General features: G+C 40.1%; 19 protein-coding genes and 1 pseudogene. 9 read left to right on the top strand and 11 right to left on the bottom strand.

Going from position 1 to position 23,167, the window contains the following annotated elements:
- Positions 1-139: 139 nt before the first annotated feature.
- Entirely contained in the window at positions 140-1,498 is a 1,359-nt protein-coding gene (locus APS80_RS00230) for a gluconate:H+ symporter (RefSeq protein ID WP_059106278.1), read from the top strand.
- Between the two features lie 118 nt (positions 1,499-1,616).
- Here the strand turns inward: APS80_RS00230 and APS80_RS00225 are convergent, their stop codons facing one another.
- A complete protein-coding gene (locus tag APS80_RS00225; protein WP_059106277.1) occupies positions 1,617-2,228 on the bottom strand; it encodes a GntR family transcriptional regulator in 612 nt (203 codons plus the stop codon).
- Between the two features lie 117 nt (positions 2,229-2,345).
- Here APS80_RS00225 and APS80_RS00220 point away from each other — a divergent pair, with 117 nt between their 5' ends.
- The 6 genes from APS80_RS00220 (at position 2,346) to APS80_RS00195 (ending at position 7,431) form a co-directional block, all read left to right on the top strand.
- Positions 2,346-3,221, top strand: coding sequence for an NAD(P)-binding domain-containing protein (locus APS80_RS00220; RefSeq protein WP_059106276.1), 876 nt, complete (start codon positions 2,346-2,348; stop codon positions 3,219-3,221).
- Between the two features lie 10 nt (positions 3,222-3,231).
- Entirely contained in the window at positions 3,232-4,599 is a 1,368-nt protein-coding gene (locus tag APS80_RS00215; protein ID WP_059106275.1) for a four-carbon acid sugar kinase family protein, read from the top strand.
- 26 nt (positions 4,600-4,625) lie between these two features.
- The gene (locus tag APS80_RS00210) at positions 4,626-5,984 is read left to right on the top strand and encodes a gluconate:H+ symporter (RefSeq protein ID WP_059106274.1); all 1,359 of its coding nucleotides are present in this window, start codon (positions 4,626-4,628) and stop codon (positions 5,982-5,984) included.
- 24 nt (positions 5,985-6,008) lie between these two features.
- Positions 6,009-6,638, top strand: coding sequence for a ketose-bisphosphate aldolase (locus APS80_RS00205; RefSeq protein ID WP_059106273.1), 630 nt, complete (start codon positions 6,009-6,011; stop codon positions 6,636-6,638).
- Positions 6,625-6,894: a class II fructose-bisphosphate aldolase gene (locus APS80_RS00200; RefSeq protein WP_169791239.1), complete on the top strand. Its 270-nt coding sequence runs from the start codon at positions 6,625-6,627 to the stop codon at positions 6,892-6,894. Before APS80_RS00205 ends, APS80_RS00200 begins: the two co-directional genes overlap by 14 nt.
- 186 nt (positions 6,895-7,080) lie before the next feature.
- Positions 7,081-7,431 carry a DUF3139 domain-containing protein gene (locus tag APS80_RS00195; protein ID WP_059106271.1) on the top strand — a complete coding sequence of 117 codons (351 nt, stop codon included), beginning with the start codon at positions 7,081-7,083 and terminating at the stop codon, positions 7,429-7,431.
- Positions 7,432-7,668: 237 nt separating this feature from the next.
- Here the strand turns inward: APS80_RS00195 and APS80_RS11080 are convergent, their stop codons facing one another.
- On the bottom strand, positions 7,669-7,791 hold the full coding sequence (locus APS80_RS11080; RefSeq protein WP_258026025.1) for a hypothetical protein: 123 nt from the start codon (positions 7,789-7,791) through the stop codon (positions 7,669-7,671).
- A 206-nt stretch (positions 7,792-7,997) separates the two neighbouring features.
- Between APS80_RS11080 and APS80_RS00190 the strand changes: the two genes are divergently transcribed.
- Positions 7,998-8,348 (top strand): DUF3139 domain-containing protein, encoded by a 351-nt coding sequence (locus tag APS80_RS00190; RefSeq protein WP_059106270.1) that lies wholly within the window; start codon positions 7,998-8,000, stop codon positions 8,346-8,348.
- A gap of 126 nt (positions 8,349-8,474) precedes the next feature.
- Here APS80_RS00190 and gtfB read toward each other — a convergent pair whose 3' ends face one another.
- The 9 genes and pseudogenes from gtfB to APS80_RS11145 all read right to left on the bottom strand — a co-directional run.
- Positions 8,475-9,854, bottom strand: a complete 1,380-nt coding sequence (gene gtfB, locus APS80_RS00185) for an accessory Sec system glycosylation chaperone GtfB (RefSeq protein WP_059106269.1) — start codon at positions 9,852-9,854, stop codon at positions 8,475-8,477.
- Complete coding sequence (gtfA, locus tag APS80_RS00180) at positions 9,847-11,355, bottom strand: accessory Sec system glycosyltransferase GtfA (RefSeq protein WP_059106268.1); 1,509 nt, start codon at positions 11,353-11,355, stop codon at positions 9,847-9,849. The genes gtfB and gtfA overlap by 8 nt, the downstream gene beginning before the upstream one ends.
- An 18-nt stretch (positions 11,356-11,373) precedes the next feature.
- A complete protein-coding gene (secA2, locus tag APS80_RS00175; RefSeq protein ID WP_059106267.1) occupies positions 11,374-13,764 on the bottom strand; it encodes an accessory Sec system translocase SecA2 in 2,391 nt (796 codons plus the stop codon).
- Positions 13,748-14,719 (bottom strand): accessory Sec system protein Asp3, encoded by a 972-nt coding sequence (gene asp3 / locus APS80_RS00170; protein ID WP_059106266.1) that lies wholly within the window; start codon positions 14,717-14,719, stop codon positions 13,748-13,750. The genes secA2 and asp3 overlap by 17 nt, the downstream gene beginning before the upstream one ends.
- Complete coding sequence (asp2, locus tag APS80_RS00165; protein WP_059106265.1) at positions 14,703-16,265, bottom strand: accessory Sec system protein Asp2; 1,563 nt, start codon at positions 16,263-16,265, stop codon at positions 14,703-14,705. The genes asp3 and asp2 overlap by 17 nt, the downstream gene beginning before the upstream one ends.
- The gene (gene asp1 / locus APS80_RS00160) at positions 16,255-17,814 is read right to left on the bottom strand and encodes an accessory Sec system protein Asp1 (RefSeq protein WP_059106264.1); all 1,560 of its coding nucleotides are present in this window, start codon (positions 17,812-17,814) and stop codon (positions 16,255-16,257) included. Before asp1 ends, asp2 begins: the two co-directional genes overlap by 11 nt.
- 10 nt (positions 17,815-17,824) lie before the next feature.
- Positions 17,825-19,036: an accessory Sec system protein translocase subunit SecY2 gene (secY2, locus tag APS80_RS00155; protein ID WP_059106263.1), complete on the bottom strand. Its 1,212-nt coding sequence runs from the start codon at positions 19,034-19,036 to the stop codon at positions 17,825-17,827.
- A gap of 159 nt (positions 19,037-19,195) precedes the next feature.
- Positions 19,196-19,465, bottom strand: coding sequence for an LPXTG cell wall anchor domain-containing protein (locus APS80_RS11075; RefSeq protein WP_059106262.1), 270 nt, complete (start codon positions 19,463-19,465; stop codon positions 19,196-19,198).
- Positions 19,466-19,573: 108 nt separating this feature from the next.
- A pseudogene (locus APS80_RS11145) lies at positions 19,574-22,351 on the bottom strand (lectin-like domain-containing protein); the annotation flags it as partial.
- Between the two features lie 172 nt (positions 22,352-22,523).
- Here APS80_RS11145 and APS80_RS11065 point away from each other — a divergent pair.
- Entirely contained in the window at positions 22,524-23,030 is a 507-nt protein-coding gene (locus tag APS80_RS11065) for a hypothetical protein (RefSeq protein ID WP_275957560.1), read from the top strand.
- Positions 23,031-23,167: the final 137 nt, after the last annotated feature.

The following is a 23,167-nucleotide window of genomic DNA, read 5'->3' as shown; positions in this document are numbered from 1 at the left end:
AATATTTTAATCAATTAAATTTAAATCAATATATAGAAACGCGCGTTAACTGAACCAGGGTAGTCGTCATATTTAATCAAAATTAGCAGGACCCCAACCCTAGGTTTCACTCACAAATCTCATGAAGGGAGTCATCCATATGGAAGCATTCTGGCCTCTTCTCAGTGTGCTGATTGGCGTTATCATTCTGCTCATTTTAATCATGGGCGTGAAGTTAAATACCTTTATTGCGCTAATCATCACTTCTATGATCACGGGGCTCATTTTAGGCATGCCGCTAGACAAAATTGTCGATACCGTTGAAAAAGGGATGGGCGATACACTCGGGCATATCGCGTTAATCTTAGGTCTCGGTTCTATGTTAGGCAAGCTGTTATCAGATGGCGGTGGCGCGACAGTCATCGCTGAAAAGCTCATCGCGAAGTTCGGTGAGAAATACGTAACATGGGCGATGCTCATCGCTTCATTTATCATCGGGATCTCACTCTTTCTCGAAGTCGCATTCGTATTGCTGATCCCGCTCGTCTTTACACTGGCGAAAAAATTAAATATCTCTAATCTCAAGGTTGGTTTACCGATGGCGACATCCATTGCTGTGACCCACGGCTTTCTCCCACCCCATCCAGGACCTGTCGCAATCTCACAAGCGGTCAATGCAAATATCGGACACGTGTTGTTGTACGGGATTATTATCGGTTTTCCAATCGCGATTATCGTCGGTAGTTTGTTCCCTAAAGTTGCTTATCGCGTAGCACCGAGTGCCTTTACGAAAACAGGCAAACAAGAGAGTCTGAAGGCTGAGGGACCTCTAAACGAAGGCACTGCACCTAGCTTTGGCATGAGTTTACTCACGGCCCTTTGCCCTGTCATACTCATGTTGCTATCAACAGTTGTACAACTCGTTACTGGTAACAATGAAGGTGAGGCAAAAGGTTTTGAAGGCTTTATTTACTTTATCGGTTCTTCTACAACGGCGATGCTCATTGCCGTACTCTTTGCCATTTATACGATGGGCATTCGACGCAAACAGAAAATGACTGACATCATGGATACGATCACCCATGCGATTACACCGATTGCGATGTTGTTACTTATCAATGGCGGTGGTGGTACATTTAAACAAGTGCTGATCGATGGGGGTGTCGGTGATGCGATTGCCGACATTTTCCAAGGTACCGAAATGTCGCCACTCATTCTCGCTTGGCTAGCTGCTGCGATGTTACGTCTTGCGATTGGCGCTACAACCGTCGCTGCGATATCTTCAGTCGGTATTGTATTGCCGCTCCTACAAACGATGGATGTGAATTTGTCACTCGTCGTACTCGCGATTGGTGCGGGCAGCGTCTTTTGTTCTCATGTGAATGATCCAGGCTTTTGGATGTTTAAAGAGTATTTCGGTCTCACAATTAAAGAGACCTTCTTAACTTGGTCTTTACTCGAATCTGTTATTTCTGTTCTCGGTTTAGGCTTAGTACTGATCTTAAATATGGTCATTTGATTGCGTGTAGAAAATGAAATCATCTACATAAAAAAGAGTAGGATCGCGTCAACTCACTTCGCTTATGTGAGTGCGTCATCCTACTCTTTTTAATTTTTGGCTATGACAAACGCCACAATTATCGTTTTGACGAGGGCAAATAGTATAAACTGAACTCCAAGTCTTTCGTTAGATGGTCTTCTAACAATTGAATTGCGCGCTCATGTTGTCGTTCAAATAACGCATCGACAATCGCACGATGTTCTTCAATGAGACCCGGGCGTCGTTTGTTAATGACTGTTTTACTAAACAAATAAATATAGCTGCTTAATTTTTGATACGTATCAATAATAAACGGATTATGTGTCGCTTTCATGATTTTTTGGTGAAACAAATCATTCGTCTTAATAATCGTTGCCTCATCTTCTTGTTCTATATCGACTTCCGTGTAACGTTTTAATTCCTCTAAATCCGCTTCTGTGTACACGATACACGCCTTTCTCAACGCATGTGTTTCCAACAAAATACGCATTTCAAAGATATCTCGATATTCTTCACTCGTAGGAATAAAAACGTGGGCATCTTTAATAAAATACTCCATCTCTAACTGTTTGATCGCTTCTCTCACTGGTGTACGACTCACTTGATACTTTTCAGCTAACTTTGCCTCAGTGAGTTTTTCGTCTTGAGTAATTTCCCCGGAAATAATATCGTTTCTAATTTTTTGATAGATGGTCAACCCTTCGCTCATCGCCCTTTTCAACTCCTTGCCATTATACTACTATAAATTTTTCAGTATTAAAATGTATACATTTATCGAATTTTAGTATACAATATACTGTAAACGCTTACAGATGGAGGTATAAATATGAAGATTGGATTTATTGGTTTAGGTATCATGGGAAAACCCATGGCTACCCATTTTCTTAACGCAAATCATACCGTTTTAGTTAACGATGTTAATAAAGAAGCAGAACAGGAACTCGCAAATAAAGGCGCTGAAGCTGTCAGTATTGAAGATATCGCAAAAAATGCAGAACATTTAATTCTATCACTTCCGAATGGCGCAATTGTAAAATCTGTGCTCTATAGTGGCGAAGATGCCATCATGAACAAGGATTTCATCAACATCAAATCCGTCATTGATACAAGTTCACTCACACCGAATGAATCACTCGAAATCAGCAAAGTGCTCGAACAAAAGCAAATCAAATATGTCGATGCACCTGTTAGTGGTGGTGAACCGTTGGCCATCTCTGGTGAATTATCCGTCATGGTCGGTTGCGATCAAGCGGATTTAGATGAAGTGAAAGCAGTCCTTGATCCGATAGCTGGATCTGTCATTCGTGTCGGTGACGTGGGATCAGGTAGCGTCGTGAAACTCGCTAACCAAATCATCGTCAATACGAACATCGCAGCGTTATCTGAAGCTGTCATTTTAGCGAAAAAATTTGATATCGACCTCAACGAAATGTTTGAAGCGATCAGACACGGTTTAGCAGGTTCTGCCGCAATGGAAGCCAAATTACCTAAAATGATCGAACAAGATTACAAAGCAGGCGGTACATTGAACATCAACTTGAAAGACCTTAAAAATGTCATCTCTACTGCTGATACAGTTGGACTCTCTCTCCCACTCGCCAACCAAGTGAAAGAAATCTTCAAATCTGAAGTTAATCAAGGTCACGGCATTAACGACCAAGCAGGCATTATCAAATACTTTGAAAATATCAATAATATGTAGGTGATTATTCATGTTAGATCAAGCTTTAATAGATAAACAAATCAATGATCAATTTGATAAAAATTTAAACAGTCTGGACTACAAAATCGTCGTGCTCGATGACGATCCAACAGGTACACAAACCGTGAAAGACTTACCTGTCTACACTGAATGGACAGAAGAAAGTTTAGAAGATGCATTCAAACAATCCAACAACATATTTTACATCTTAACGAATTCACGTGCATTGAATGACACAGAAACGACAGAACTACATAAAACCATCAGTGAAAATGTCCAAACCGTATCAAACAAACTCGACAAACCGTACCTCATTATCAGTCGCGGTGACTCTACATTACGTGGGCACTTCTACTTAGAACCTAAAGTGTTAAGCGATGCAGCAGACCAACCGTTCGATGCAGTCTTTTACTTACCTGCCTTTTTCGAAGGTGATCGCTACACTTATGAAGGCACACACTATTTAAAAGAAGGCGATGACTACATTCCAGTGGCGGATAGCGAATTTGCGAATGATACGACGTTCGGTTTCAAATCCACTACGATGGCCGATTTTATCGAAGAAAAAAGTAACGGTGACATCAAATCAGAAGATGTTTATCATGTCACGCTTGAACAGCTACACAATCGCGACCAACAAGCGATTTTCGACATCTTTGATGCACTACAAAATCTCGATGCGGTCGTTGTCGATGCATTAAACGATGAAGATATGGATTACTTTACGGCATGCTTAACGGCTTATTTAAAAGGACATGATAAAAAATTCATTTTCCGCAGTGCCGCTTCATTCGTCAAATCTATTTGTACGACACCTGGTGAAATCATCAACTTGAAAGATTATAAGAAAAATGACAATGGTGGCGTCATCATCGTCGGCTCACACGTAAAAAAATCATCATCACAACTGTCTCACCTCATCGAACATGCGGACATTCAACCGATTGAGTTTGACGTGAAACAAGTGACGAAAACGACGTTAGATACGTATATTCAACAAGTCAAACAACAAGTCGAACAACACATCTCAAACGGGGAAGATGTCGTCGTTTATACCTCACGTGATGTCATCAAAACAGACGATTTAAAACATAACTTAAACATTTCAACTCAAATTTCAAACAGCTTAGTGCGGATTATTAAATTACTTACCATCCGTCCTAACTTCATCATCGCAAAAGGCGGTATCACTTCAAGTGATGTCGCAACTAAAGGACTCAACATTAAAAAAGCCGAAGTCATCGGTCAAATCACTAAAGGGGTGCCTGTATGGTTAACAGGAGACGAGGTTAAATACGACCATATGCCATACGTGATTTTCCCAGGTAACGTCGGTGAAGTTGAAACGTTAACAGAAGTTTATCAACTCAACAGTTAATCATATAAGCGAAGGGAGTCATTCATATGGAAACGATTTGGCCACTGGTTGGCGTCGTCATTGGCGTGCTGTTATTGCTCGTCTTAATCATGGTATTTAAACTCAACACATTTATCGCATTAATCATTACATCTATGGTCACGGGTATCATTCTAGGCATGCCACTCGACAAAATTGTCGATACGATTGAAAAAGGGATGGGCGATACATTAGGGCATATCGCGATCATCTTTGGCCTTGGTTCAATCCTAGGTAAATTACTATCAGACGGTGGCGGTGCGACGAAAATCGCTGAAAAGCTCATCGATAAATTTGGTGAAAAATACGTCACATGGGCGATGCTCATTGCGTCCTTCATCATCGGAATTTCACTCTTCTTAGAGGTCGCATTCGTGTTACTCTTACCCCTTGTCTTTACATTAGCGAAAAAACTGAACGTGTCTAATCTGAAAGTCGGTCTACCAATGGCTACATCTATCGCCATCACACATGGGTTCTTACCACCCCATCCTGGACCGGTTGCGATTTCACAAGCAGTAAAAGCCAATATTGGTCACGTGTTACTCTACGGCATTATTATCGGTATTCCAATCGCGATCATCGTCGGTTGGTTGTTCCCTAAAATAGCATACCGTCTTGCGCCTTCAGCCTTCACCAAAGAAGGTAAACAGGAAGATTTAGAAGAAGCAAGTGCCCTCAGCAACGGTAGCACGCCAGGTTTCGGTATCAGTTTACTCACTGCCTTAAGTCCAGTCATTCTGATGTTATTTTCTACTGTTGTTCAACTCATCACTGGGAATGAAGACGGTAAAGCATCAGGACTCGAAGGATTCATCTACTTTATCGGATCTTCTACAACAGCCATGCTCATCGCGGTGTTATTTGCGATTTATACGATGGGCATTCGTCGTAAACAAAAAGTATCTGACATCATGGATACGGTAGCCAACGCGATTACACCGATTGCGATGTTATTACTCATCATCGGTGGTGGCGGTACCTTTAAACAAGTACTGATCGATGGCGGTGTAGGCGATACGATTTCTGAACTGTTCCACGGTACAGAAATGTCACCGATTATCCTAGCATGGTTAGCGGCAGCCATCTTACGTGTTGCACTCGGTTCTACAACTGTTTCAGCTATTTCTTCAGTTGGTATTGTTTTACCACTACTACAATCTGTCGACGTCAATATTTCACTTGTCGTGTTAGCGATTGGTGCTGGTAGTGTGTTCTGTTCTCACGTGAACGATGCCGGGTTCTGGATGTTTAAAGAGTACTTCGGCTTATCTATGAAAGAAACGTTCTTAACATGGACATTATTAGAATCAGCCATTTCAGTCATCCGACTTGGATTGATCTTAGCTGTTAATATGGTGATATAGAGAAATAAATGAGGAGGTCATGGGATGACTTATAACGAAATGTTACAAGAAGCGAAAGCCAATCACTACGCTGTGCCACAAATCAACATTAACGACGCAATGTGGATTGAACCGATTTTAAAAGCTGCAATGTCAATGCGTTCTCCCATCATTATCGCAACGTCTGATAAACTAATTGATGCATTTGGCGGATATCACTTCATCGCGCAAACAATTAAACAAACGATTCAAACGATGGATATCGATATTCCTGCGATGATTCATTTAGATCACAGCTTATCCGTTGATCACTGTAAACAGGCGGTTGAAGCAGGCTATGACTCTGTGATGTTTGATGGTTCAAAATTAAGCATCGACGATAATGTGAAGTATACAAGCGAAGTCGTTGAAGCTGCACACCCACAAGGGATTGCGGTTGAAGGAGAAATCGGTGGTGTCGGTGGTCAGGAAGACGGCATCGAAGGCGAAGTGAAATACGCACGTCTAGAAGATTGTCTACGTTTAGTAAACGAAGCTCAAGCCGATGTCATCGCACCTGCGTTAGGTTCTGCCCACGGAGAGTACAAAGGCGAACCGAAATTAGGTTTCGACTTAATGTCTGAAATCAATGACGCAGTACAAGTGCCCCTTGCTTTACACGGTGCCACTTGGTGATGACGATTTGACCCATGCGATTCAGTTAGGACACGCGAAAATCAATTTTAATACCGAAGTCAAAAAAGCTTGGGCTCAAAAATTGCGTGAAGTATTAGATAATGACCCATCACTTTATGAACCACAAAGCATTATTCAACCCGCAAAAGATGCGATTGAAGCAGCGGTCACTAGATTAATTCAAACTTGTCATTCTGATGGAAAGCTTAATTTAAGAAATGTAATTATATTAGACATGAACGTGCCGATTTTTTGAAACCGTCATGCACTAATCAGTCATTTAAACCCCTTATGTATGAATGTTGTCATCACATAAGGGGTTTTTATAGGTGTGCGCATCGCTTATCATTTCACCTCTCACTTGTATTTTTACATTTATAAGTATATCGTAATAAACGATAATATTAATAAAAAATCAAATTTTATTTTTAAGGAGGTTGAGATGAAAAAAGTATTAAAAATTTTATTTTCTGTGGTCATCATTGTGATTATATTTATTATATTAGTTGCTATCGACATGCACATGTACCAAGAACATGAAGAGGCAAAAGTTCGAGATAGAGTTCATCATGTCCTCAAACAAAAAGGGTGGGATGATAAAGTCGAAAGTGAAGAAAATATTTTCACTTTCAATACGGGTCATAACTTTTTATACGTGACTTTTAAAGATGAACCTTATAATACGTATACCTATTTTATTGATGAAGATAATAAAGTGAAGGGACATCCTGTTTTAAAAGACGAATATAATAAAAAGCCAAAGCATTATAAAAAATCCTATGTGTTGGAATAATGAAGTATACTAAATAATCCTCCCTTTACTATGTGCTGAACCTTAAACGTTGTATTATAGTATTATTTAATTTCAGAGGTTTGTTCCCTATAACTTTTAGGAGACAAGCCTTTTAATTCTTTCACTATTATAGTAATCAATATTTCTTTAAAATTAGCCTCTGATATAAGTTCCTACTCTTTTTGATTTTATAATGAAATTTCTTTTTCCCGATCGACTTTCTTCATCGGATTGCTCTTATTTTTGTTGTTCCTGCCATTCTTGTTCAGCTGTACGTCCAAATTCTTCTTTTTCTGTACGATCTCTCTTGGATTTGTCTCCACTACTCTTCTGTAATTGATTTGGATACAGTGCCTTCATCTTGGAGCTTTTTCAAAGAATGAGTACTTGTTGAACTATCAGTTTCAGCGTTAACACTTCCAGTAGTTAAAATTACGCCACATAATAACCTAACGAATCATTTTTTATGTCATTTCACCTCTCACTTGTATTTTTACATTTATAGGTATATCGTAATAACCGATAATATTAATAAAAAATCAAATTTTATTTTTAAGGAGGTTGAGATGAAAAAAGTATTAAAAATTTTATTTTCTGTAGTTATCATCGTGATCATATTGATTACGTTAGTTGCTATCAACATGCACATGTACCAAGAACATGAAGAGGCAAAAGTTCGATATAGAGTTCATCATGTCTTCAAACAAAAAGGTTGGGATGCTAAAGTCGAAAGTGAAGAAAATATTTTCACTTTTAATACAGGTTATAATGATCTAGAAGTAACTTTTAAAGATGAGCCATATAACATATATACTTATTCAATTGATGACGATAATAGAGTGACCGGAGAACCTGTTTTAAAAGACGAATATAATAAAAAGCCAAAGCATTATAAAAAAAACTATGTGTTGGAATAAAACAATATACCAAATAAAACGGACTGATAAGATTTGAAAATGACTCAGCTTATACGGCAGAGTTCAGTTTGTCTTACCAGTCCGTTTTTTATTTATAACTTTTTATAAAATACGTATGATTTCATTTTATTTTGAACGTTTACGTGGTTTGCGTTTCGTTTTGGTTTTCTTAAACACTTGATTTAACACGGTATTGAATTTTCTTCGTGTCACTGCATTCGCATGATCTTTTTGTAGTGAAAGGTAATCTTTAAACTGCGCTTGATCATGACCAATTTCATATAACACTTTAATCAAACGATCCGGTTGATCTTCAAGTGGGAACAACAGCTCAGGTGCCGTCTTCACTCGATTATGTGCTGTCGCTTCATAACCTATGATTAACATGTCATGTAAATAGGCTTCTTCCACTGCATTTAAGATTTCGCCACCATGATTGATGTCTAAATAAATATCGCATCGTTTAAATAGCTGTGCTGCAGTATCTAAATCGATCGCTGGGAACAGTTTCACATTGTTGTATTGTCCTAAGCGCAACAGTTTCGGAGACATTTCAGTCACTGCACCGATGTGGAACGTGTAGTCCGGACATGCTTTCACTGTCTCTTCAAGATAAGCGATTTGGTCTGAGTTCGTCATCGTCAAAATTTCTTTATTGTAGTTGTCTTGCTTGTGATAGTGATAAACATAACCACCACGATGGAGTTTCTTGTGTGCAGATGAATCAGTATGTTGCTTAATGACCTCGTATTCCGCTTGTTCTGGGACGATGACATCAAACTCACGTGGTACGCCACCTTCAAAGATTAATTCCATATTGCCAGGGGTGTTACCCTCGCATGATTCTTGCCAGTACAACACGTCATGACCTGGGTCATCCATGTTATACAATACCGCAAAGGACGTTGCGAGTGAGTTGATCGTAAACTGCTCGTTATCGATACCCATCGCTTCTATATAAAACGTAATAAACGCAACCTTCGAGTCAAAGAAGTATGACTTTCCTTGCCAATCGAGCACAATGTCTTGCGTCACATAGTTTTCATAGAGCACTTCTTTTCCTTGTTGATCCATATATTTTTTCAAGATAGCCTTGCCACTTAAATCATATACGGTTTGCGCATAAAGAATCCCTTGTTTCGTATAGTGGTCGACGAAGCGTAGACGCCCCGCCTTATCTAACCACTCAACTTCACTCACCACTCTCGATTTAAAATGAGGGCGGTAAAGGATATTCGCTCTTTTTTCACTCATATCTAAAATCTGGGCGTGATCATTACTACCTGTGATCTCCCAAAAACGAGGTATTTCAACCTCATTAAAGTAAATCGGACGTTGACGATTCGGGATGCGATAATCCGCAAAAACGCGATACGGTGAAGAGACCTCATCAGGTAAAAAGCCGTCGTCTTCAAGAACGATTGTCTTATCTTCATGACCCGCTTCTTTCAGTGTGCTATACAGGATTTGGGTCTGTGCATCAAACTGTTCAAATAAATTAATCATGTCGCACCTCTTCTATTAAATTTTGCCATTGTTTCACGATGTTTTCCGTCTTAAACGGTTTCGCAATGTCATAAGACGCTTGATGTGGTTTACTAGGACCATCGTTAAAGTAACGCACCATATGTTCAGACAGACGTTGCACGAGATCCTCTAACTCATCTTGTTGCTGATCGATTGGAACGATATAGCCATTTTTCCCGTCACGAATAAACGTCGGGTTACCGTAGTTCACATCGAAGCCCAGCATACCTAAGCCTGAACCCACTGCTTCCATCAACGTCAGTCCAAATCCTTCACTCGTTGAGGCAGAGACGAATAAATCATAATTCACGTAAACCTCATCTAAATTCACGTGTCCGAGTAAGCGGATATAATCCTCTGCTTCATGCTCTTTAATAATCTCTGCAATCATACTTCTCTCACCACCTTCTCCATAAATATCAAAGGTAAGCTCAGGCACTTCCTTTTTCGCTAAAATGGCTGCACGAACGAGCCAGTCAATATGTTTCTCACTCGCAAGACGAGACGCACTCACCATTGAATACGGTTTGCGCTCAGCTTTTGGTTTCGTTAATTGATGGAGATTGCCTACTGGAATCGTATAAATCGGTGGGACGTAGCCGTAATATTGTTCAAACTGTTCACGCATGATTTGGTTTTGACGCTCTGTCGCTGTAATGAAGAAATCAAATTCGTCCGCGTTGTTAAACTGATATTCATAATAGTTATTCCACAGCACATGTTCTTCGTTGGTCGCATTTTCACTATAGTGTTCGGCATGAACCACGACACCCAGCTGACTGTCGCCTTTATGTTGGAGCACGGCTTGTGCTACATCTGTCGAACGGTCCAATATTAGAATGTCGTCTGACGTCAGACCGAGTTGATCGATAAAGTATGCCACAAATTCTGGTTTACTGTAGAGTTTTGCATCCGGAAACGCGTAAAAGCTATCCTCGCCATCGATATACTCATTGTAGACAATCGAGCCATCCTCATTATAAAACTGTCTCATGTAGAGTTTCGCAACATCGTTATGTGGTGCGTAGTATTCTGAGAATACACGCACATAGCTATAGAAATCCTTACGTACAAGCATACCGTTAATGACAAATTCTGCACGGTCAACGATATCTTTCTCTGGATGTTGTAAATAACACGTTACGAAAGAATTCTCATTGCGATAATATAACCGCTTCACCTTACCATCATGTTCTTCTTCAAACACAGTTTCACCAAGCTCACGTTTAATATCATCAATCGTATACGTCGTTGGTGCGATTTTAATATCGCTAAAGTATTGGTATAACCAAATGATTTCATCGTCTTTAAATCCCATATTGCTCGTGAGCGTTTGGATATTTTCCGACTGAATAAAATCTAAAAAGATAAACTTCGCATCTTCTGTCGTCTGACGTAACAGTTTCGCTCGATAGGCTTGTGCATACTCTACCCCACTACTTGCCCAGCCGATGCCGAAGTTAATATTATAAATTGTCACTCTGAACACCTCATCGTTTTATGGGAAATGAATTACGAGATCGCCGTCTTTATCGAACGTCGCCATACTTTGACTCAAGTTTCGTATGATATTTCCCTTAATTTTATTACACATGACTTCATAGGATTCTAACGCGACTTTATGATATTCAAAGATCGCATTGCGTTGCCCATTCTGTCTATTTCTCACACTTGCTTTTAGTTGTTGTAAATGATCGACCTGGTCTATCCATGTGGTATCGATCGATTTGAGTATCGTTTTTTGCAGGAAGCGCTGGTAAAAATACGGATCATTAATCGTTTGTCGCTGCGTTTCTAATTGTGATTTAAACAAGTCCAGTAAAAATTGAATCACCGCATGATGGTCTGAAATATCGAGTGTCGATAAATCTTGATCAAATTGGAAACTGATATTGCGATAAATATATTCGGTTAAAGTCCGTGGCGTCAACGGTTCTGCTTGAATGTAATCCCGGCGGAAGACTTCCTTCGCTAACGTATCGAACTCGATTTCATCGATATGTTCCAAATTCAATACGCGATCACGTTCATCATAAATCAGTTCACGCTGTAAACTGATACTCTTCTCATAATCATTGGCCATTTCACGCGCATTCATACCTTGTTCTTCGGATAAACGTTGCGCTTTCTTAACAATGTGCTTGACGCGACGTTTAAAGACCCCACTCGATTCTAAACGATCCGCATCCATCGCCGTTAAGCGTTCATTTTCCGTGAGCTTATCGTCGCCCCACCGTTTAACGAGATAATCTTCGAGTGAAATGTAAATTTGAGACATCCCTGGGTCACCTTGTCGTCCTGAACGGCCACGTAATTGGCGATCGACATGACTATTTTCCATATGTTCATTGATAATCACCGCAAGGCCGCCTAAATCTTGAACTTCGGGATGTAGTTTAATGTCTGTACCACGTCCCGCCATACTTGTCGCAACCGTCACAGCTGCCAGTTGACCTGCTTCTGCAATCATTTGTGCTTCCTTCGCCACATTTTGTGCGATTAACAAGTTATTTGGAATATCCATTTTAAACAATGTACTCGAGAACTTTTCTGCTGCTTCAGCTGTCCGCGTAATAAGTAGAATCGGACGTTTTTGCGCATGAAGCTCCTGTACTTTATCAATAATGGCTTGGTTTTTATCCGCTTCGGTCTTAAACACACGGTCATCATAGTCGATCCGTTGCACCGGTCGATCGGTTGGAATCTGGATGACAATCTTTGAGTACAGATTAAAGAATTCAGGTTCGTCCATTTTACCCGTACCGGTCATTCCCGCAAAATCTTCAAATTGTTTGAATAGATTCTGGAACGTAATCGTCGCCATGACGCTCATATCTAACGAAATGTCGATCTGTTCTTTCGCTTCAATCGCTTGATGCAAGCCTGATTGTAGCTTCGTCCCCGGCAACATACGTCCCGTGATACGGTCGATGAGCACGACCTCACCATTATAGACAAAGTAGTCTAAATTAGACTCGAATAAATGATGTGCGCGCAAAGCGAGATTAATATTACGCGCGAGATCGAAATAAGGTTCGTCATAAATATCTGAGACATTAAAGTATTGATTCGCCGCTTCAATCCCTGCTTCTGTTAACCAAATTTCTTTTTTAGCCTTTTTCACTTTAAAATGAATGTCCTTTTCCAATGTTTCAACAAACGTTTTAACGATGTGGAAAAGATTGGACTGAACCCTTGGTGCACCTGAAATCACGAGCGGTGTTTGTGCCGCATCTAAAATAATTGAATCGACTTCATCGATGATGCCGTAATTGAGTTTCGGTAAAAACTTCCCTTCGATACTGTCTGCTAAATTGTCGATGAGATAATCAAAGCCAAGTCGTCCGTTTGTCGTATAGACGATATCGTGCTTGTAGAGCATCGCTTTTTCGTTTTTCTGGTACTCATAATCTGGAATATCGACAAAACCGAGGGACGTCGTTAAGCCTAACCATTCATAGAGTGGCTTCATCTCTTCGTAGTCACGACCGGCTAAGTAATCATTCGTCGTGATGAGATACGCCCCTTTTCCCGTCAATGCGTTCAAATAAAGTGGCATTGTTGCCGTTAACGTCTTCCCTTCACCCGTCTGCATTTCCGCAATATTGCCTTCATGTAAGACGATGGCACCGAGCACTTGGACATCTTTCGGATACATCCCTAAGACACGGCGACTCGCTTCACGTACCACGGCATACGCTTCAGGTAGGATGGTATCGAGGGACTCACGCGGCTTATTCAACCGTTTCTTAAATTCCTTCGTCATCGCTTTCAACGCCTGATTGGAATATGTCACAAACGTTTCGCCTAGCCTGTTAATCTGATCGAGTTTCTTCTGCAATCGACGCAATCTCATGTTATTAATCGTTGTATTAATCTGTTGTTTCATGATAACCTCCACGATTCAGCATCGTTACATCCAAATATTGTAAGTGACGCGTAGGATTAAGTAACGGCGCCACATGTTGTTTAGCGAGTGCGTCCGCATGATGATATACATAACACGGACTTGGTGTCGGTAACACTTGAGGCTCGATGAATGACTGAAGCTGTTGTAGGAATGCCGCATCTTGGTCATCTGTGATCAACCCTCTGCAAGGCACGACTTGCGCGATACTTTCAACTAAAGCATTCGAAGCTGCCCCAAATCCAATTAAGTTCAGTTCATTTTCCTCAGCGAGTGGTTGAAGTTTGTGAATCAATAGTTCTACAGAGGTTGGATTAGTACTGAGTTCCTCATGCCAGTCCTCCACCAAGATCACGTTGTGCACATTCCGAATCGCATCTTGTAATAAGCCAAGCACTTGCGTGACAGGTTCTACAAAAATGATATTCCGCACGTTTAACTCAGGACGCTCATTCATCACCTCTGAAAAGCGACAAACGACTGTTTCCTCAATCGTAGGAACCTCTGTCACCTCAGTGATTGTGAATTGACGAGACGTTAAGTGCTGCGCAGCCGAGTTAATCATTTGGATTTCATACGTATACGCTGCTTTAGGATACGTAAAGTCATAGGCATGTGTCTGGATGATCTTCGCATCTAACTCCGTCCCATTTTTTCGGTAAAAGACCAGTTTAAAGTAGATGCCTGTATCGGGTGTGACATCGTAATCAAACTCGATATGATATGTGCTTTCTCGTTTTAAAATAGGCAACGTCGGCACAGACTTGTCACTCGTATAATCGTTCGTCATCGCCCAATCATGAATGACAATCCCAGACGGCATCAATGGATTTTCAAAAATTGTCTCCGCATCGGTAAAGTCCAATTGGGTACCGTACATAAACGTCGACTTGTTCACTTGTTGCCATGTAATGGTAAAATCATGCTTTGTTGTCATACTTAACTCTCCCAAACTGACTTTCAAGAATCAGGTGATAGAAATTGACAAACCAACTGGTAATCGTTGGTGTATCATCATTATGTCGCCCTGGCACACCACGGCTCATCACCTTCGCATGTTGTGCACTGAGTATCGGTAATAACTCTGGGAATGCCCGCGGATCGTAGTCATCGTGCTGCATGTACGCAATCGCAAACGTCGTCTGTTGCACATCGGCCGTTTCAATCATATCCCAGAACTTTCTATCTAAATGATGAATATGTTCCTCCGTCATGCCGCCTTCATTGGCCACTAATAAATCATTGGCAGTTCCAAAGTCCTCTGGTCGCAACAGTTTCATATTATCTGCCACCGTACCAAGGCTTAATAATGGTTTCCCGACAATAATCGCTGATGGATTCAGCTGGGCACCATAATACAAGGCACCGAACGATCCCATCGACAATCCTGATAAAATTAATTCATGATCCGCAAAACTTAGACGCTCTAGTGACTGTTGAATAATATCCTTCACGCCTTGTTCGTACATGTCGGATCCGATATAGAACGCGCCACCTTCTAAACGTGGATCGCTAATCAGTAAAAACGGTGCATCAAGTTTACTCATGAGGAAGAAAGCTTCGAATCCTTCTGCAGGACGATAACCACTAAAGTAAACGTTCAACGGCGGTTTCAAATCCCCAGGGTTAAAGTAATACATTAATTCTTCTTTTCGGTCATCCACAAAGCGGCTACCACCTAAGATATGTTGACCATATTCGAGTCTTGACCAACGTTTGTGGAGTGCACCAAAGTGTATCGTGCCTTGCCCTCGCGCTTTCACGGAAACACTGATGATCGCATCATCAGGCTTTCTACTGATCTCAAGTGGTGTTTCTAGTTCCTTATCTGTCAACACAATCTCTTCCATCGGTGCATCGATTGAACCACCCATCATTAGTCTGAAAGTAAAGGTTAGTGAAACTTCCCCTTCAATGTTAAACTCCGGCCATACTTGAATGACTTTGTCTTTATCGTATACGAGATTCATTTTCCAAGTGACAATGGGTTGCAATGTTTCTCCAAAATCACCACTGACGACAAGTCGATAATTCCCGTTATAGTGCGCGGTTCCGTTGAAGTTCGGATTGACCTGGGCATATCTAGGAGAAATTCGGTCTCCATATTGCCCGGGAAATGTCACCGCATGTAACTTTTCGATGCGATCGGCTTCATCTTCATAACGAAACGGTCGAATCAATTGTGTACGCACGAACTCATCCGCTTCAAACTGCGCATCCCAATAGTGTTGATCAACGTGCGTCGTATAAGGTGTAGTTACACGACGTAACACACGCATCAAATCTTCAGAATACGGCGCTTCCACATAGACAAAATCAAATGCTTTAACCGACTCAATGACCTTGTCCAAAATGTCCATATATCCACTATCAAATGTGAATAAATCCGTGTCAAAATAATCCCATTCTAAACTCTTTTTGTGCGCAAACTCGGCTTCTAAATCTCTGCCACCTATTTGGAGTGCTTTAAATTTACGCGCCATGCATTTCACCTTCAATCAAACGATCTAACTGATCAATAATCTGTTCTGAAGCATATTCGTCGACTAATTTGATCGAATAAGCAAATGAGTAATTCCAATGTTTTAAGTGGTCTAAGAAATAATCTAAAGCCGCAATCATTTCTACTTCAGAGGAAATAATCTTGCCATTCTTATCGTGCGTTACATACTCCGTTTCACGCTGATTAATCTGTGGCAATCCAGCACTGATACTACAAATTTGTAGGAATAAATCTGGTTCTTGATTTAAGTCGATGACAATTCTCAATTTAGAAACAACTTCGAATAAATCCATCTCGAAAGGCACGTGTTGGAGCTCCAGCAATTTCACATAATCTTCATCCTCAGCTACGAGTTGATTTACACCCTCATCATCCGGTTCCACTTCGTTATATTTGTCATTGATAATCTTGATGTGCTCTTTTAACCATGGAGAGACTTCGTTTTGATCATGTTTGGTCAGTAACAATAACCGATACCCTTCGTGTGCTTGAATATAGGCTGTTAATGATGTAACGATGCGCTGCATATCTTGTTCTACCAATCCATCGAGCCAAAGCCCAATATACGTTTCGTACAATTGACTACTTATATTCGGTAACACTTGCGCATCAAATGGCGTAATACGCATCAACTGATTATCTAAATGATGTTTCGATTGATAAAGCATCAATGCCGCTTCATGATCCTGACGGTCCACCAACCAGTACTGACCTTTATGTACAGAGGCGAGTGTTTGATCATTTAGTTCTTTATTACGCTGACTATAAATGGAAAAGCACAAATGCTCCGGTGCGATATTTTCAGTAATCAGCGCATTATGACGGTCATCCGCAGCTGCGATTGTGACATCATCCACCTGATAGTGTTTCGCAGTATAATGTTTGAACTGTGCTTGGATGAATTCCGTCATCGTCGCATATTCTGCTTGATCAAAGCGATGACGATACTTATCACTCACGACGATCTGTTTCGTGACTAAATCTTCCGTTAAAATGCAGTCTCCATCAGCCGTCATATATTGCTGATTCACATCCTGACCGTTTTCATCATAGTTACGAATCGCAGACAACCATCCGCGATCGTCGAAGATATACCGGCGCTGCTTTTTCAATCCTTCAAAATCCTCCAGCCACACGATATATCCCTCTTGATTAAAATAAATATTCGTATACGTCGAAGGGCTTGTCACACCTCTCATCAGAAACGGTGTGAACACAAATTCGGTCTCTGCCGGCCACTGTAATTGACGATAATCAATCGCTTGAGGTGTCCGATGTGAAAATCCTTGAATCTCATCAAACAATGACCAATAGTTTGCTTCAAATAATTGATGTCGATGTAAAAAAGTTCTTAAATCCGGAAAATAATTCAGTACCAAGATATCAAAATCAATCTGATGCTTTTGATGCATATTCATCAAGCTGATCAAATCATCAAACTCGGTCACCAACCGCTTGTTGTAAAACGGTTCTGCTTTATCCGCCCACCAGCGTTTCTGGCTATACCAAGCTGGGATAAAATGTTTCATATAATTCTCCTTACCAGTATTTATTCAAAAATGGCTTATATTTATCAAAGTATAGGTATGTTCTTAATGTTTCGACGATGTTGATACCAATGTAGACGAGTACAATTAACTGAATCGCAAAGTAAATTTGTGGCGCGAGTTCTGGAATCAACAACGTACTATAGAGTGGAATCGCAATAATGAGTGTCACTAGGCCAGAACCAAACCAGCAGACACGACGCGCCATCCGATCTAAATAACGTTTCGTCTCTAATCCAGGTTTAACTCCGACAAAATAATTACCATTTTTCAGAAATTCTTTAGATTTTTGCTTTGTATTTAATAAGAATCGTGAAAGTAAATAACCTAATACCAATTGGATAAAGATGTATATCGTAATACCAATGGGATTAGTGAAACTAACCAATTGAAAGTTCACTCTCCCATCTGATGAAAAATAACTCAAGATTAAATGGATTAAGTTATTCAGTAAAATAAATACTGAGACACTAATCATGATTGAAATACTCCCAGATGGATTAATTTTCCATGCGAGATATGTCTTGCTGTGGGTTTGACTCACATTCATCGTATCGCGATAAGGTGTGCGATATTCGACGAGCTCTGTAAACAGTAAGATAAATAATGCAATGATGATAAGTACAGAAAAAATGACGAGAATCGTCGTACTCGCACTGACATGCACAAGTTGTTGTTGGAACATAGATTTAATAATACTCATCAACACAATTGGCATAGGTCCTGCAATCCCGTATCGCGTATTCTGATCCGCCATCCACACAAACAGCATCGTACCAGTTACTAAATACAACACTAAAATGTAGATATGGTCTGTCTGAATTAAATTATTTTCGACAAATGACAGAATAACGAAATAACCTTGGAGCACAGCGAGGACTAACGTTAACAATTTCTCTTTATAATGCTTTTCCTTCTTCGTTTGCTTTGCCGCCTTATCCATGTTTCGATAGGCAATTAACGTAAAAAATATCATAGACGTGAGCCAGGGCCCTAACCCAAGGGTAAAAATGTTCAACGACGTGATATCTCCGCCCATATTCGAAATTGCAATACTGTAGAATGAGCGGGTTTCTTCCCTCTCACTCGATTGCGCAACGATCGGAATGTTACTGCCTAGTATGTATATACCAAGTATGAAACAAGTAAATAAGATTCGTTTATATAACACTTTATATTCATATTGATTAAAGATACGTTTCATTCAATTAATCTCCACAATAAACTTCTATTGTTCAATATTATATCAAAGAGGCTAAGGACACGGGTCATTTTTTAGAAAAATTATAAATTTATTTTCCTTAATGAACGGTGTCCTTGCCTCTTCAATATTTATTAAACTGATTTAACGAATTTCTATCTCTTAGGCTTCGTCTTTGTTGCCTTTTTTGTCTTTTTTAGATCTCTTGATTAAACCTAATCCTGCAAGCATCGCTAATACTGCACCGAATAATCCAGTATGGTTAGATGATTGACCTGTATCAGGTAAAGCAGTGTTGCCATCAGTGTTATGGTTTCCTGAAGTTGAACCGCTTTGTTCTTGAGAACCTTGGTCATGACTACCGTGTTGATCTGTAGCATTCATTGAATGACTTGTTGAGTCACTCATTGAAGTATTTTCAGATGTGCTCATTGATGACACTTCTGATGAACTCATTGAGCTATTGTCAGAAGTTGATGTTGTCATAGAGTTACTTGTTGAAGCAGACATACTTGTTGAAGTACTTAGTGATTCACTTACTGATGTGCTTACTGAAGTAGAAGCACTATCTGATGCACTTATTGAAGCAGATGTGCTTTCAGAAGCTGAAACGCTTGTAGAAGCAGAGTCGCTCATTGATGTGCTATCTGATAATGATGCACTTGTTGACATGCTTTCAGATATGCTTGTTGATGTGCTCATTGAAGCAGAGTCGCTTAATGACGTGCTCGTTGATAATGAAGTACTTGTCGAATCACTCATTGATGTACTTGTTGATGTACTTAACGATTCACTTACTGATGTGCTTTCAGAAATAGAAGTGCTTGTAGAAGCAGATTCACTTGTCGATGTACTTGCTGAAGCACTAGTTGATTCGCTTAATGACGTGCTCGTCGATAATGAGACGCTTGTTGAGTCACTCATTGATGTACTTGTCGAAGCTGATAGGCTTGTTGACGTACTTAATGATTCACTCACTGATGTGCTCGCTGAAGTACTTTCTGAGTCACTTAATGACGTGCTTGTTGATAATGATGCGCTCGTAGAATCACTCATTGAGCCGCTTACTGAAGTTGATAAGCTTGATGAAGTACTTGCTGAAGTACTTGTCGATAATGACGCACTTGCAGAGTCACTTAACGATGTTGAAGTACTCATTGATTCACTTTCAGAAATTGAAGTTGATTCACTCATTGATGCACTTTCTGAATCAGACATACTTGTTGACGTGCTCAACGACTCACTTACAGATGTGCTTGCAGATAACGATGTGCTCGCTGACGCAGACTCACTTTCTGAAACGCTCGTTGATGTTGAGTCACTCAATGAAGTACTTACACTTGTTGATGTACTTTCAGAAACTGACGTACTTGCAGACAAGCTTTCTGAGATACTTACTGACGTTGAAGTACTTTCTGACTCACTTACTGACGTGCTTGTCGATAATGAACTGCTTGTTGAGTCGCTTATTGATCCACTAACTGAAGCAGATGTGCTAGATGAATCGCTCAATGAAGTACTTGTTGATAATGACGCGCTTGTTGAGTCACTCATTGAACTACTTGTTGAAGCCGATAAGCTTGTTGAAGTGCTCATTGATTCACTCTCAGATAATGAAGTACTTGTCGATACAGATTCACTTGCCGATGTACTAACTGATGTACTCTCAGATACTGATGCACTTGTAGAAGCACTTTCTGATGTACTCATAGAAGCAGATGTGCTGTCAGACAGTGACGTACTCGTTGATTCACTTAATGAAGTGCTATTTGATAGCGATTCACTTGTTGATGTGCTACTTGATGCGCTTGCTGATTCACTTACTGAAGTGCTTGCTGATAATGATGCGCTTGTAGAATCACTCATTGAACTACTTGTCGAAGACGATAAGCTTGTTGATGTACTTAATGATTCGCTCGTTGACGTACTTTCAGAAATACTGTTCGATTCGCTTATTGATGTGCTATCTGACAATGATGTGCTTGTTGAAGTTGAAGCACTTTCTGACTCGCTTACTGAAGTACTTGTTGACTCACTCGCTGATGTACTTTCTGATGTGCTCATTGAAGCTGATGTGCTTTCTGATAATGAAGTACTTGTTGATAATGAGCTACTTGTCGAGTCACTCACTGATGTGCTTGTTGAAGCTGATAAGCTTGTTGACGTACTCAATGATTCGCTAGTTGATGTGCTCTCAGAAACACTATTCGATTCGCTCACTGATGTGCTTGCTGACAATGATGTGCTTGTTGAAGCTGAAGCACTTGTTGAGTCTGAAGCGCTTGTACTTTCTGATGCTGAAGTTGATTCACTTTCAGATGTTGAAGTGCTAAGTGATGCACTTTCTAATTCGCTAGAGCTTACTGAAGTCGACTCACTTGCTGATGCTGATGCACTATCTGATGTTGATGTGCTTGCTGAAATAGATGTACTTGTTGAGTCACTCGCGCTTGTTGAAGCATTTACCGATTCACTCTGTGAAGTTGAAGCACTAAGTGATGCACTTTCTGATTCAGATGCACTTGTACTTTCTGATGCTGAACTTGATTCGCTTTCACTTGTTGACGTGCTCACTGAAGTACTATCTGATGTTGATGTACTTGCACTTGTCGATTCAGATGTGCTTGTTGATGCTGATACACTATTTGATTCAGATGTGCTTGTACTTGTTGAACTACTTTCTGAAGCAGAAGTTGATTCACTTTCAGATGTTGAAGTGCTAAGTGATGCACTTGTTGAGTCACTCATAGATGTGCTAGTTGACTCTGATTCACTTGTCGATGTGCTTGCTGATAATGAAGCACTTGTTGAATCTGATTCGCTTGTACTTGCTGAAGCAGAACTTGATTCACTTTCACTTGTTGACGTACTCGCTGAAGCACTGTCAGACGTTGATGTGCTTGCGCTTGTCGATTCTGAAGTACTTGTTGATGCTGATGCACTAGTTGATTCAGATGTGCTCGTACTTGTTGATTCAGACGCACTTGTGCTCGCTGAAGTACTATTAGATGTAGACGTGCTTGCGCTTATCGATTCAGAAGTACTTGTACTTTCTGAACTACTCTCTGAAGTCGAATTACTTAATGAAGTACTTTCACTATTTTTATCTCTTGCTGATTCGCTTTCTGATAATGATGCACTGTTTACTGAATTACTCGTTGAAGTACTTGCTGATTGTAAACGAGATAGTGAATCACTGATTGATGCACTTTCTGATTCGATTTTTTCTGTTGATTCACTTTCTGAATTACTCGATGAAGCACTTAATGATTCACTTTCGAATACTGAATCTTCTAATGAATTAGAAATACTAATCGAATCTTGATTACTTTTACGTTGTGATTCACTCTTCGATAACGACTCATTATTTGAATCTCTTACTGATTCACTCTTCGATAAAGATGCACTATTTTCTGAGGCACGTTTTGAATCAGATTCACTTAGACTTTTGGTTCTTGAAGCATCTTCTGAAGCTATCTCTGAATTTGCTTTGCTTATAGACGTTGATCTTGATGCATCTTCTGAAGCTCTTTCTGAATTTACTTTGCTTATAGACGCTGATCTTGATGCATCTTCAGAAGCTATTTCTGAATTTACTTTGCTTATAGATGCTGACCTTGAAGCTTCTTGTGAGTTTCTCACTGAATCTGAGTTAGCTGTACTTTCTGATCTTGATTTCTCTTCAGAAAGTCGTGAGTCTTCTGATCTACTATTACTTTCAGATGCACGTACAACACTTTCAGATGCTTTTTTAGAATTGCTCTCTTGTTCTGAAAGTCGCTTAGAATTACTTTGTTGCTCTGAAAGTCGCTTAGAATTACTTTGTTGCTCTGAAAGTCGCTTAGAATTACTTTGTTGCTCTGAAAGTCGCTTAGAATTACTTTGTTGCTCTGAAAGTCGCTTAGAAGTGCTTGCTTGCTCTGAAAGACGTTTAGAATTACTTTGTTGTTCTGAAGCTTTCTTAGAAGTGCTTTGTTGTTCAGAGGCTCTCGATTGACTTTGAGAATCCGCAATACTTTGGCTTGCAGATTTCGATGCAACAGATGGGTCTTCACCATGAATTACTGGTGCAGCGCCACCACGGCCTATAAAGAAGTTTCTATTTGAATCTGTGGAACTCGCAAATGGAACAAA

This window comes from Staphylococcus auricularis (genome assembly GCF_001500315.1).
GTDB classification, from domain to species: domain Bacteria; phylum Bacillota; class Bacilli; order Staphylococcales; family Staphylococcaceae; genus Staphylococcus; species Staphylococcus auricularis.
Note: the sequence above shows the minus strand (reverse complement) of the source record. Positions and strands in the feature narration are given on the sequence as shown.